Origin of the sequence: Streptomyces sp. NPDC021080 (assembly GCF_044333225.1) — a bacterium.
Taxonomy (GTDB): Bacteria; Actinomycetota; Actinomycetes; order Streptomycetales; family Streptomycetaceae; genus Streptomyces.
Genome location: NZ_JBIRQM010000046.1, coordinates 1 through 12,359 on the forward strand (window position 1 = coordinate 1; position 12,359 = coordinate 12,359).

The following is a 12,359-nucleotide window of genomic DNA, read 5'->3' on the forward strand; positions in this document are numbered from 1 at the left end:
GAACTCGACGTCTTCTACGAGAAGGGTGCCCCGAAGGCCATGGGCGCCGACTCCCTGGGGATCGCCGTATCTCCATGACAGCGCCGCCGCGACTCGTCCTTCCGGATCGTGTGGAAGTTCCGGACCGGGACGGCCTGGCGGGATGTGCCCGAACGGTACGGTTCGTGGCACACGCTGCACACCCGTTTCCTCCGGTGGGCTCTGGACGGCACGTTCGAGTGCATGCTCCGGGCCACCCAGGCCACCCAGGCCGCAGCGGACGCTGCGGGCGACATCGACTGGCCGGTGTCGGTCGACTCCACCGTCGCGCGCGCCCACCAGCACGCCGCCGGGGCGCGAAAAGGGGGCTCCGCAGTCCCGGCCTCGGACGCTCCCGGGGTGGCCTGACCAGCAAGATCCATCTGGCCTGCGACGGTGTCGGCCGCCCGCTCGCCCTCACCCTCACGGGCGGCAACACCAACGACTGCACCCAGTTCACCGCCGTGATGGAAGCGATACGGGTGCCCCGCGTCGGCCCGGGACGGCCTGGGTCCGGCTGGCACACGTGCTGGGCGACAAGACACCCCATGCAGCTATCGGGTCAAGTTGCTGCGACGGCGCAGCATCGGCCACACCATCCCCGAGCGGGCCGACCAGGTCCGCAACCGGCTCCGGCACGGCAGCCGGGGCGGGCACCCGCCAGTCTTCGACAAGCAGCTCTACCGGCATCGCAACGTGGTGGAACGATGCTTCAACCGCTTGAAGCAATGGCGCGGCATCGCCACCCGCTACGACAAGACCGCCGAGTCCTACCAGGCAGCCATCACCCTCGCATCACTCCTGATGTGGGCGTGACGTTTGAAGGCAACTCCTAGCCCGTCCCTGGCATCAAGCTCTGGGCCCGATGAAGAGTCTGAGCGTGTCCAGGGCCATTTTGTCCGTCACGGCACTTCGACCGGACAGACGGTGAACAAGAATCCAGCCCTGTGGTGAGGCTCCCGCGAAAACGGATGCGCCGCCTGTCGCGCCGTTGTGCCACAGAAGGCTTCCCGCCTTCTGCCAGGCCGGTGCCGGTTCCCCCAGCCTGCGGTCGACCAGCAGGTCGGTGAGGAGGCGGGCGGTGGCCCGGGGAGTGGCCCACAGTCCGCCGGCGGGAAGGATCGCGCCGTCCACGGTCCAGGGCCGGTGGGGCCGGCCGAACAGCCCTTGGCGGCACAGTCGTCTGCCGGAGGGCGGATCGGCGGCGACGTCGGTAATGCCGAGGGGGGCAAGGACGTGGCGGTGCAGCAGTTCCTCGTACGGGGTACGGGTGGCCGCGGTGAGAGCGGCGCCCAGGAGCGCGTATCCGAGGTTGGAATACTCCTCAGCCGTCCCCGCAGGAGCCGTGACCAGGGTGTCGAGGTGTCGTGCGACCGAGTTCAGTGTGTCGGCGTCGAAAGCGGCATAGGGATCGCGCCCGCTGATGCCGGGGGGCAGGCGTGGAAGGCCCGAGGTGTGCTCGGCAAGGTGGCGCAGGGTGATTCCCGTGCCGCTGGGTGCCGGCAGGAACAGCTCCAGCGGGTCGTCGAGGCTCAGGACTCCGTCGTCGGCCAAGGCGGTCAGGACGGTCGCGGTGAGCGGCTTGGTCAACGAACCGATCTGCACGAACAGGTCGGGGTCGTGGCCGTGGGAGACCTGGGGTGCCTGAAAGCTGCTGAGTATGCAGGTGGGAACGCGGATCATGATGATCTTCTGTCGTGTGTTCGGGGCAGCGCGCGTGCCGCCGTGCCGACGGGTGTGCGGTGCCGATGGACGTGCGGTGCCGATGGGTGACTGTCCGATATCCGGCACTCCAGCGCCGTCCCGTTGGCTCGAATGCTGGCACACTCTGAATCCATGTTCCTCGCCGGTAACAATGCGGGCTGGCTGAAAATGATCAGCGGAATCGGGCGACGGCACGCGAAATGATCCAGATTTCGATATTTACTTCCGTCCAAAACCGAACACATCCGAAGACCTCCTGTTGATCATGCATCGGCATTCCTGTGATCTCTGCCGGGAACGGGTTGACCGAAAGTGCTCCCTTCCGTTGCAGCCCGTGCTCGTATGCCCTGATGTCCCTTCAAGGTTCGGTGCCGGCGTCCAGGGCCCTGCCGGTCAAGCTCCCTGTCCGCGCGGACGCCGAACGTGCCGACATCGAGCGAGGTGTCGTCATCGACGTTGAACTGAGTGACCGTCACGAGACCGAACCGATCGGGCTTCGGCGGCGCGAAGGGCCTCGGCATCAACGTGGAGCCCGAGCCTGAGCGTCCCAGGCTGGAACCCGACCTCGGAAAGGCCCGGACCCCTGCAGGAGGTCGCCCGGAAACGGGCAGGGCAGGCCGCCGTCCAGCTCAACTCCCCGGCCCTCGATACCCCGGAAACTGCCCAACCGCCAGAACCTCCAGAGTCCCTTGCGTGGACGACACCGGCTGGTCGGTCGAATGTCCGGCAGTCCGGCAGTCCGGCTGGCCCTCGCCATCGCCCTTCCGGCGGACCGCGCCCTGCCTGCCCTGACCGACGGACATGATGCGGCAGGCTCCTGACGGTCGTCCTGGAGAGCGACTGCTGTCTGCGGCTCTTGGAGGCGAACGTGCCGCATCCCTGGGTGAGTAACCCGCTCTTCCCCCCGGACACCCTCAAGGATGCGTCTGCGGAACAGATCGTCGACGCGACACTGAAGTACCAGCCCATCGCGCTCTGAACTACGGGGGAGCGGGCCCAGGCGGTGCCCACCGTCGGCGAGCTGCCGCCGTCGGATCCGGGCCGTTCGTGTCGGACCGGGAGCTGTCGAGCCGACGATGCCACAGTTCCCTCGGTGCGCATGGGCGGCTTTGGCGGCAGCCGGGACCATCACCGGGCACGGCCTGTCGCTACAGTGGCCGCGTGCACCGGACCGCCCTGAGAAAACTCGCCGCCCTGGCGCCATTTCTGCTGCTCACCGCGTGTGCGGGCAGCCAGTCGACGACCAAGGTCACGGCCGACCGCATCACCGGAGACTGGGCGGGACCGCACGGCGAGAAGTTCACCTTTGCCGCCGACCGGACGTTTACCGCCAGCGGTCTCGATTCGAAGAACCTCACTGACGCGCTGTGCACCGGAAAGCCGTCCAGAGGCGGCTGGGCCTTCTACGTCGCGGAGGGCAGGAACACCGAAATCGGGGAGAAGGCCGCCAAGTCCGGTTCTTGGATCGGCCTTGCGTTCCACGGCGCGGCCGAGAGCTGCCGTATCGACCTGGCGGTGGTGGACGGCGGCAAGGCGCTGTGCGCGACAGACGACGCGGATGCGCCGTGCGGGCTCGATGTGAAGTTCACCAGGGAGCCGTAGCGGCAGGGCTCACCCGCCTGGCGTGTGCAGCGCGCTGTCGACCAGACCGTCCAGGCCCAGGCCAGGCCACAGTCCGCAGTGCCTGTGCCGCCACCTGCGTACGTCACGGTCGTCCCCCCGGCAACGCCCTCGCTCTGGTGCGGGAGATGGCCTGCTGGATGGCCCGGTCGTGCCCGCCAGGCCGTCCAGGGCCCGGAAACCGCAGAGCGCGCCATCAGGCTCCAGAGCCCGGGCGGTGCCCCGGGCGACAGCCGCGTGGAGGGGGTCGTAGCCGTCGGCTTGCGGGTCACCGGGCAGCAACTGCCCTGCTGGTCAGCTGTATTGGCTCGGTCAGGCTCGAAGGGGTGTACGGCGAAAGGAGCTTGAGGTTCCCTCGCTTCTCCGTGACAAAGCCCACCGTGAACCATTCATGACCATAATGGAACAAAGCGCCTACTCGGTGATGTGTGCACACCAGCCAGGCACTAGCTTTACGACTTCTTCGACGTTCTCCGACCATCTGACCAAGGGTCGAATGCACACCATGCACATACCACCGCCCGTTCCGGGGGAACGGGTCACTTCGCGCGCGCTCGGACGTCTGTCCCGCATCACGGTCTTGCTCGCCCTCTCCCTAGCCCTGCTGAGCGGGGCGGTCCTGGCAGCGCCCCGGCCGGCTGTCGCGGCAACACCCGTCGTGAACGGTCCGACCGGGAAACTCTCCGCCGCCGACGTTCCGTCCGCCCGCGCTGAGCCGAAGCGCTCCGGCAAGCGGGTGGAGGCACTGTCCGAGCGCACCGAGACGTCCGCCACCTGGGTCGACCAGGACGGCCCCCTGACGACCGAACTCACCGCCGGTCCCGTACGGTTCGACCACAACGGCAGCTGGGTCACCGTCGACACCGATCTCACCGAACACCGTGACGGCACCGTGGTGGCCAAGGCGCACCCCACCTCGCTCACCCTCGTCCTTGAGGACTCGGCCGTACTGACGGACGCGAACCCGGCAGGCCTGGGTGACACAGGCGGTGAACCGGAGGAAGGACGGCGGGAACAGCGTTTCACCTTCAGCACCAACAGCGGCGCCCTGATCCTCCGCGTCGAGGCGGACGCCCCTGCGGCGAAAGGCGTGCTCTCGGCTTCGGCTTCGGCCGCCGACACTCTGGAGACCACCGACGGCTCACCAGGCCCCATCGGTGAGGTGCCCGACGAGCCGATCGCGCTCGACGCGGACGGCCTGCCGATCGAGGAACCTGATCCGGCCGTTCAGAAGCCGGCGCCGCGCGTCAAGCGCGCCGCCGCGCAGGTGTCAGGCTCCGGAACGCTCAAGTGGGCCTCCCGGAACGTCAGTACGCGCTGGGAATACGGCCGCGACTGCACCGACTTCGTGTCGAAGGCGCTGTACCACGGCGGCGACATGAAGACCCGTCAGGGCGGGCGCAAGCACGACCGCACCTGGTGGCAGCAGTACCACCTCTTCGGCAGGATCAAGAACAAGAGCTGCACCTGGGCCGCCGCCGAGAGCTTCCGCCGGCACATGATCCGCTACCGCGGGGCCGAGTACGTCACGGCCCTCTCCGCCGAGCCGGGAGATCTCGGGCTCTTCAAGTGGAAGAAGGAACGGGGCTACAACCACGTGGCCATCGTCGAGCGCAAGCGGCACGGGCTCCAGCTGATCCAGCACGGCAGCTCGAACAGGACCAGCCTCGCGGCTGCCATCCTGCGGTACCGCGGCAAGTCCAACTACATCGAGCGGGTCGTCATCCTCCGCCCGAAGGCGAGGTTCTGACCATGACACGCAAGACAAGACTCACCCGCATCGCGCTGGCCGCCGTCGTCACGGGCGGACTCCTGACGGGCTGCACGTCAAACGACGAGTCCCTGACGTACCAGACGGACTACAGCAATCACCGGCCGCTGCGGGTCGTCGGCTACCCCTCCACGGGAAGTCTCGAGACGGTGCAGAAGGCCGTGTGGCGGCTCGCCGACGGCGACGTCGACGCACTGGCCGCCCTCGCCGTCGACGACACGGAAGCCGACGCCACGGCCCGCAACTGGGTCAAGGCCTTCGGCGCCGCCGCCAAGGGAGAGGTGACAGCGGACTTCTACGACGAAGGCTCCGTACGGCAGGTCGTGGTCCTCTACTTCGCCAAGAGCGGCCAGATCAAGGAGATCGAAGCCCGCACAGGAGAGGACGACGACTCCTGGGGACTCACTCTCGCCGAACCCGACCCGGCCGAGGCAACGGCCAAGCCCACATGGGCCCCGTCGAAGCCGGGCCACTCCGGCTCCCGCACCTCCGGCACCCCGTCCGGGAACTAGCGGCCACCTGCCCCGCAGCGCCCTCGAGGCCCGTACCCCGAACAATCGGGGTGCGGGCTTCCGCATTCATGGACAGGCCGGAGCCCCTTGTCGTTCGCCCCGGGCAGCGACTCGCCCTTGGAAGGTCGGTGGCCGGCCTCCGTGGGATCGCACCGGCCCGTATCCCCGGTTCTGCGGTGTGCGCGACGTTTCAGACGGTCCCGCTGCTGATCATCGCCTCCTTCGCGTGGGACGGCGGTGCGGGACGCGGCCGGGCGCCTTACGAAGACCAGGCCACTGTCTACGCCAATGGTCATTGCTCCGGCCAGAGCCCCTCGCCTCGTCGGTGCCGGCCAGGCTGCTTCGAGCGATCCGCCTCACCACGTCATCGGCTGGCCGATTCCGGAAGGCCGAAAAACTCCCTTGCTCAATGGTCAAGAAGTGTTGACCATTGAGGGCATGCCTACCGAAGATCTTCCCGAGACGTTCCACGTCACCACTGACGAACAGCTACGCGCCGTTTCCAGTCTCACGCGTCACCGGATCATGGCCGTGCTCCGCTTCGAGCCCGCGACGATCACCCAGATCGCCGAACGAGTGGGCCTTGCGAAGGGGAGTTCCAGCTACCACGTGCGGCTGCTCGAACGGGCAGGCCTGGTGAAGGTGGTCCGAACGCGCAAGGTCCGCGGAGTCACCGAGCGGTACTACGCCATGGCCGCGCGGTCGATCGTGCTGCCGGATCCGGGCGAGGGAGGGCCGGACGTGCTGATGCGGCATGCGGTGGCGGACCTGGAGGCAGCGCCGGTCGATGGCGAGCGGCACGTACGGATGGCGCATCTGCGGCTCACCGAGGAGCAGTTCGCGGAGCTGGGAGCGCGGCTGCAGGCACTGGCGGACGAGTACCGGGAGCTGTCCGATCCGTCGCTGCCGGACGCGTCACTCGTCTTCGCACTGTTCCACCCGGCACGGCGCGAGCAGGCCGAAGGGGACGCCAAGTGACTTCAGACATAAGGAAGTTGCCGACCGGGTTCGGACGGCTGTGGACCGCGCAGACAGTGTCCTCTCTCGGTGACGGGGTGACGCATGCCGCGCTGCCGCTGCTCGCATTGACGTTGACGCGGGATCCGATGGCACTCGCCGTCGTCACAGCCGCCGGAACGCTGCCCTGGCTGCTCTTCGGGGTGCTCGGCGGTGCGCTGGTGGACCGCTGGGACCGTCGGCGCACGATGTGGGTCATGGACGCGGCACGTGCAGCGCTGCTCGCGATACCGGCGGCAGCGGCCGCACTCGACGTGCTGAGCATTCCCCTGCTCGCGGCCGTCGCCTTCCTCCTCGGCCTCGGCGGACTCTTCTTCGACACGGCCGCAACCGCCTACCTGCCGGATCTGCTCGGCCGCGACCCCGCACTCCTGGAGCGCGCCAACTCCCGCCTGCGCGGCACCCAGACCGCCGCGTCCGGCTTCGCGGGGCCGCCTGCGGGCAGTGCCCTGCTCGCGCTCGGGCGGACGGTTCCGCTGCTCGCCGACGCGGTGTCGTTCGCGCTCTCCGCACTGCTCGTACGGTCGCTGCCCGCCACGCCCGGGCCCGTACCGCAGGCCCGCGAGTCGCTGCTGCGGCAGGTGCGGGCCGGCGCCTCGTACGTATTCCGGGATCAGTTGCTGCTCGGGCTCGCGCTGCGTCCGGCGGTCGGGAACATCGCCTTCCTCGCCGTGGAGACCGTACTCGCCCTCTTCGCGCACGATCGTCTCGGCATCGGCACCTTCGGCTTCGGCCTGCTCCTCACGGCGGAGGCCACCGGCGGTCTGCTCGGCGCGGGCATCGCCTCCTTCCTCGGCCGACGACTCGGCACCGGTACCGCGCTCACCTGCACGGCCACAGTCGAAGGACTCGCCATCCTGGGCCTTGCCGCCGCCCCGAACCCGTACGTCGCCGGCCTCGCGCTAGCCGTCTGCGGAGCGGGCATGGGCGCCACGATGGTGCTCGGCCCCTCTCTTCGACAGGCGGTCGTTCCCGCCCACCTGATGGGACGGGTCGCCTCCACCTCCCGCATGCTCGCCATGTGCGCCGCCCCGTTCGGCGCCTTCCTCGGCGGCTGGCTGGCCACCACCTACGACATACGCACCCCGCTCTACGCCGCCGCCGGTCTCCTCCTCGCCATGACCGCCGTCACGGCGACCATGACCAGCAACCGCCAGGTCGAGGCGGCGCTGCGTGCCGCCGCCCCGGCCGATGATCCAGCTCACCCGGAATCGCAGCCGTGTCGTCAGCAGCCTGCGGCATGATGCGGGGCACGTGACGACCTGTCCGACGGGGGTCCCGAGGCCGTCCTCGACGAGGGGAGTGCTGCGCGTGGGCCGGTCGCAGGCGAGGTGCGTGTTCACGATCGTCAGACCTGCAAACGCCCGGAAAGCGCTGGCGATGGGTCGCCCGTGACAGGGGGGCAGCTGTAGGTCTGGCCAGATAGCAGGTTCCGCGTTTCGTGAAAACCGTGGAACAGTCAGCACTTGTCGTTCACTGTTCAACTCAACTTGCCGGGCCGATCCGGCGAGCGGCCGCGACGTATCGGGGGGCCGGGATGTCTGTGCACCTGAGTCGATTGATTGTGCGTCATTCGGACGGTTCTGCCGTGCCTGGTGCACTGCTTGCACTTCTGGCGGCCACAGTGCTCACGGCATCGGGTTGCAGCGGGCCCGAGAACAGTCCGAGTGATGCCGAGGCGACGGAATCGACTCACTCCGTCACCGGGTCGAATGCGGGTGGTCGCTGTCAGCCCGTGGTGGAGCAGGGCCCTCTTCCCACTTGGGCGCGGAAGGGATTCCTGCGAGACAGATCCCAGCGCCATATGATCGGCGACAAGGGCGAGATCGCTGCCGTGCTCTTCGGCTACCCCTACCACGCGCCGGCCGCCAAAGGCCGGGCGAACAAGATCCTTTGGGTGGCGAAGGACGCCCAAGGCGCCGCCGATTTGGGGCCTGATGACCGGTTGACCATCAAAGCGAGCCTTGCCGGCACGAACGAAGTGGCTACCCGTTCGGTTGCAGGAGGTCCTGGCCCTTCTGACATCGATATGCCGAAGCCGGGATGCTGGAAGTTCTCCCTCTCCTGGCCCGGACATTCGGACAGCCTTGACATCGAGTATCTTGCCGGCTGAGTTCATGCTGCCTGAACCGCCGTTGCCGGCCGTGGTGTTGCTGCGGTGGGCATTCGTCCGGTCCGTTGGCTGTACCGGCAGGTCAGGCCTGCGACCTGCTCAGCGAATGTCCGCCGCCCGCAGGAGACGTCGTCGCACATGAAGCGTCGGACACGAAGCAGCGGCACCACCCGCCGTCCCACAACAAGGAGGCCGACGGGGAACCGCAGACAGGACCCATGCACCTGCCCCGACCGGCTCCCGCGGCCAGGGCAAGGAAACCCCAGGTCGCAGCAGGGGCATCGGCGGGACCGGTACCAGTCTTCGCCCATGTGGTTGCCGGGCACGAGCGTCCGGCAACCACGACCGTGGCATCGTGGAACGGAGCCGGTTCAGGACACCACGGGAGCGGCGTTCGTGACCTCGCTCAGCCGGACCGTGCACAGCCCGCGGGGCTCGCTCTTGACCTCCGTCACCTTGAGCTGGGTACCTGGCGTAAGGATGTATTCCTCCTCGCCGGTGAAGGCGGAGAAACTCTTGATCCCGACCGCCCGGGCTGGCGTCACCTCGAAGAGGGTCCGCTTGCCGTGACTGCCCAGGAACGCCCTGGCCACCTTCAGTTCGGAGGTACACGAGGAGACGCCCCACCAGGTCACCGTCCGGCCCACCGGGTACTGCGCCCGAAGGTCCAGCGACACCCCGCGCCACAGCGGGTGCGTGTAGGCCGGCAGCTCCGAGACCGCCGAGAACAGCAGCCGCAGGTACGGCAGGTAGGGCATGACCCTGGTGCGGTCGGGGGAGCGCAGAACGCTGTTGATCTCGCGGTAGAAGGCCGACTCACAGGTGTAGAGGTGGAGCGCGGCGATCGCGTCGGCGGACAGGCCGCCGCCAGCCGCCTGGTCCGCACGCTGCTTGCCGAAGTCGCGGGAGCGTCGGATGTACCCGGCGAGCCCGGACAGCGCCGCCGAGACCGGGGCGACGGCGTCCTGGAAGTCCATCAGCGGGGTGTCGAAGACACCGGTGATCGCGGGCAGGACCAGGCCCTCGTCCTTGACGCTGGTGAGGCGTTCCAGGTACAGCTGGTGCAGGTTCATGGTCGACTCGATGAAAGCGCCCATGCGCGCCGCGACACCCCCGTCCGCACCACCCGCACCGACCGCCGCCTGGTTCCACCCCTTGCTCGGCAGCCAGTCGATGCCGTCGGAGCCCAGCGAAGCCAGAGCGTCGTTGACCTGGGCGAAGTGGTCGCCCTCACAGAAGATGTCGCCCTGTGCCGCCGGGTTCGCGTGGTCGAGGTGGCGGACCTCGACGTCCGGGTACTTCTGCTGGAGCCGCAGGACAACCCGCTTCAGGCTGCGGGCATGCGCCCCCCACCACGCGAACACGACCCCGCGGTCCTCCTCGGCCGCGTCCTGCTTGGCCTTGAGGATCTCCTCGACGATCCGCTCGGCGACCGGCCGCCAGAACGCCGTGTGCTGGTCGGCCCCCATCGCCCCGTCACCGCTCGCGGTCAGCGACGCGTTCAGCAGGAGCACGCCCTGCGTCAGCATCGCCTGGAACCACTCCGGCGGCTGGACCGTGTCCCGCTCCTTCAGCAGCGCCCGCACGTCGGCGATCGGGGTCTTCTTGACGATGCCGTACTTCCACATCGCCGCAGCCTTGATGAGGCACCGGATGCTGACGACCCGACCGAACTGGCTGTCCTTCCAGTCGCTGAAGGTGTTGTCGAACATGGCTATGCCGGTGGCGCTCTCCGGCCGCGGATACGGGTTCTGGCCGAAGACCACGACCTTCCACTTGTGCGGCGGGTTCGGCTTGAGCGCCTGGAACGTCAGCTCGCGGACCGGGACCACCTCGTGGCTGCGGCCCTTCCCGATGAACCGCGCAGCGTCCGGCTGCGCCTCGATGACCGGCTTCAGCAGCGGGAGCCAGGCCTCCCCGCCGCCGTCGAACAGCTCGGTCAGGGCGAGGGGGTCGTTCGCATCGGGCTGGGGCTGCGGCGGCTGGCCCGGAGCCGGGACGCCGGTCGTCGATCCGGTCATGGCGGAGGCGCTTTCACTCGTCGTGGCAGAAGGAGAGGAAGGGGCGGGAGCAGCAGTTTCAGGCGCGGCTGCGGGCGCCAGCGCGGGGGCGACGGGCGTGACGGCCACCGGGGGCACGATGCGCACCCGCTGGTCGACGGGCACGTTCTCGATCCCGTGGAGCTGGGAGATGATCGTGGAGCGCAGCTCGTCGTCGTCCTCGAACCAGTGGTCGTGGAAGAGCGTGTAGCCGGTCCACATCAGATTGGCGCACACCCGGGCCGGCACCTGGCCGGTCTGCGCCCCCAACCCGACCAGCGCCACGGACCGGATGCTGCCCGGCTTCTTCCGGTTCTGCCGGTGGACGGCCTGGAAAGCGGCCGCGCACGCCAGTGCCACGTTCAGCGTGGCGCTCACGTTCTGCGAGGACCGCACCATCGTCGGCGTCGATATCAGGTACCGGGGGACGGTCGCGCCGGACGGGACGCAGACCGCGCTGCCCACCGGCATGGGCCCGGCGAACCGGTCACGGATCGCCCGCTGGACACGCACCTGGATGCCGGCCCCCAGGTACCGCTTGATGACGGCGTCGACCCCGCCGTCCATCCGGCCCCGGGAGTTCGTGGGGCTGACCCAGGCGTCGACGTCCTCGTCGAGGATCGAGCCCTTGCGGATCTCGATACCGGGGGTGTCGGCGAACGCGGCGCGCCACGCCTCCACCACACGCTCGTTGACGTCCGTCAGCACCACCCTGAGCGCGGGCAGCACACTGCTCTCGGTCATCGTCCACTCCTGTCGTGCAACAGCGTTTCCAAGACCTCGAACGTATCTCCCACCACTGACAACGCAGCTCCGGCAAGGGGTCAGTGACCCGCCGTCATGCTTCGGTGAACCCGCACTAGCTGGTGGCCGCACACGTCCGTGCCCTACCGGCCGTGTGTGCGCCGATCGGGATACACCGCCGCCTTGCTCGGCACCAAGCTGCGCAAGCCCTCGACGAGATGGCGCGTCACTTCCGGATACGGAGCGGGGGAGAACAGGGGAGGCTTCAGCACGAAATACACCACCAGCGGTTCGGGAAGCAGCCGCTGACGTTGCCCGGCACGGCCGCACGCCGCCACCACCCGGTCCACCAAGCCTCGCGGACACACCCGCCGATACAAGTCCGGGTGGTCGGATCCTGCGGGTGTCCTGCCCGGCAGACTACGGCGTCGTCACGGTGCAGCCTTTGGCCGGCCGCGGTGGCGCTCCCATTCGGGAGCGAGGATCGACATGAGGATGTCGTCCACCCACGCACCGTCGTACAGCAGTGCGTCCCGCCGGACGCCCTCCACGACGAACCCCGCCTTCTCGTAGGCGCGTTGGGCACGCGGGTTGAAGGCGAACACCCCGAGCGAGATTCGGTGCAGGCCGATGCGCTCGAAGCCGTAACCGACGATCAACCGCGCCGCTTCGGTCCCGAACCGTTCCTATGGACTGAGCGGGAGTGGGTCCTGTTGCCAGAACCCGTGCTCAGCCGAACGCCCCGGACGGTGTTGGGCGTTCTGGTTGCCCGCGTTCGCTGCGCGTCCGGGCGGCACGGATCGTGTCCGTGGTCCGGGGAC

General features: G+C 68.6%; 11 protein-coding genes and 2 pseudogenes. 9 read left to right on the forward strand and 4 right to left on the reverse strand.

Annotated elements, in window-relative coordinates; translation table 11 throughout:
• Positions 1 to 108: 108 nt before the first annotated feature.
• From ACH4S8_RS44755 to ACH4S8_RS44765, 3 genes and pseudogenes are all read left to right on the forward strand, one after another.
• Positions 109 to 210: pseudogene (locus ACH4S8_RS44755) on the forward strand (transposase); the annotation flags it as partial.
• A gap of 12 nt (positions 211 to 222) precedes the next feature.
• On the forward strand, positions 223 to 387 hold the full coding sequence (locus tag ACH4S8_RS44760; RefSeq protein WP_398405085.1) for a hypothetical protein: 165 nt from the start codon (positions 223 to 225) through the stop codon (positions 385 to 387).
• A gap of 198 nt (positions 388 to 585) precedes the next feature.
• Positions 586 to 834 (forward strand): transposase, encoded by a 249-nt coding sequence (locus ACH4S8_RS44765; protein ID WP_398405065.1) that lies wholly within the window; start codon positions 586 to 588, stop codon positions 832 to 834.
• A 33-nt stretch (positions 835 to 867) separates the two neighbouring features.
• Here the strand turns inward: ACH4S8_RS44765 and ACH4S8_RS44770 are convergent, their stop codons facing one another.
• Positions 868 to 1,701, reverse strand: coding sequence for a serine hydrolase domain-containing protein (locus tag ACH4S8_RS44770; RefSeq protein ID WP_398405067.1), 834 nt, complete (start codon positions 1,699 to 1,701; stop codon positions 868 to 870).
• Positions 1,702 to 2,883: 1,182 nt separating this feature from the next.
• Here ACH4S8_RS44770 and ACH4S8_RS44775 point away from each other — a divergent pair.
• The 6 genes from ACH4S8_RS44775 to ACH4S8_RS44800 all read left to right on the forward strand — a co-directional run bounded on the left by ACH4S8_RS44775 (position 2,884) and on the right by ACH4S8_RS44800 (position 8,755).
• Positions 2,884 to 3,324: a hypothetical protein gene (locus ACH4S8_RS44775; protein ID WP_398405069.1), complete on the forward strand. Its 441-nt coding sequence runs from the start codon at positions 2,884 to 2,886 to the stop codon at positions 3,322 to 3,324.
• A 523-nt stretch (positions 3,325 to 3,847) separates the two neighbouring features.
• Positions 3,848 to 5,092, forward strand: coding sequence for an amidase domain-containing protein (locus tag ACH4S8_RS44780; protein ID WP_398405071.1), 1,245 nt, complete (start codon positions 3,848 to 3,850; stop codon positions 5,090 to 5,092).
• Positions 5,093 to 5,094: 2 nt separating this feature from the next.
• Positions 5,095 to 5,625, forward strand: coding sequence for a hypothetical protein (locus ACH4S8_RS44785; protein WP_398405073.1), 531 nt, complete (start codon positions 5,095 to 5,097; stop codon positions 5,623 to 5,625).
• Positions 5,626 to 6,063: 438 nt separating this feature from the next.
• Entirely contained in the window at positions 6,064 to 6,603 is a 540-nt protein-coding gene (locus ACH4S8_RS44790; protein ID WP_398405075.1) for an ArsR/SmtB family transcription factor, read from the forward strand.
• Positions 6,600 to 7,886 carry an MFS transporter gene (locus ACH4S8_RS44795; protein WP_398405077.1) on the forward strand — a complete coding sequence of 429 codons (1,287 nt, stop codon included), beginning with the start codon at positions 6,600 to 6,602 and terminating at the stop codon, positions 7,884 to 7,886. The genes ACH4S8_RS44790 and ACH4S8_RS44795 overlap by 4 nt, the downstream gene beginning before the upstream one ends.
• Positions 7,887 to 8,446: 560 nt before the next feature.
• Positions 8,447 to 8,755: a hypothetical protein gene (locus ACH4S8_RS44800; RefSeq protein WP_398405079.1), complete on the forward strand. Its 309-nt coding sequence runs from the start codon at positions 8,447 to 8,449 to the stop codon at positions 8,753 to 8,755.
• A gap of 371 nt (positions 8,756 to 9,126) precedes the next feature.
• Here ACH4S8_RS44800 and ACH4S8_RS44805 read toward each other — a convergent pair whose 3' ends face one another.
• The 3 genes and pseudogenes from ACH4S8_RS44805 to ACH4S8_RS44815 form a co-directional block, all read right to left on the reverse strand.
• Complete coding sequence (locus tag ACH4S8_RS44805) at positions 9,127 to 11,538, reverse strand: ADP-ribosyltransferase domain-containing protein (RefSeq protein ID WP_398405081.1); 2,412 nt, start codon at positions 11,536 to 11,538, stop codon at positions 9,127 to 9,129.
• A gap of 143 nt (positions 11,539 to 11,681) precedes the next feature.
• Positions 11,682 to 11,906 (reverse strand): transposase domain-containing protein, encoded by a 225-nt coding sequence (locus ACH4S8_RS44810; RefSeq protein WP_398405083.1) that lies wholly within the window; start codon positions 11,904 to 11,906, stop codon positions 11,682 to 11,684.
• Between the two features lie 63 nt (positions 11,907 to 11,969).
• A pseudogene (locus ACH4S8_RS44815) lies at positions 11,970 to 12,215 on the reverse strand (GNAT family N-acetyltransferase); the annotation flags it as partial.
• Between the last annotated feature and the right edge of the window lie 144 nt (positions 12,216 to 12,359).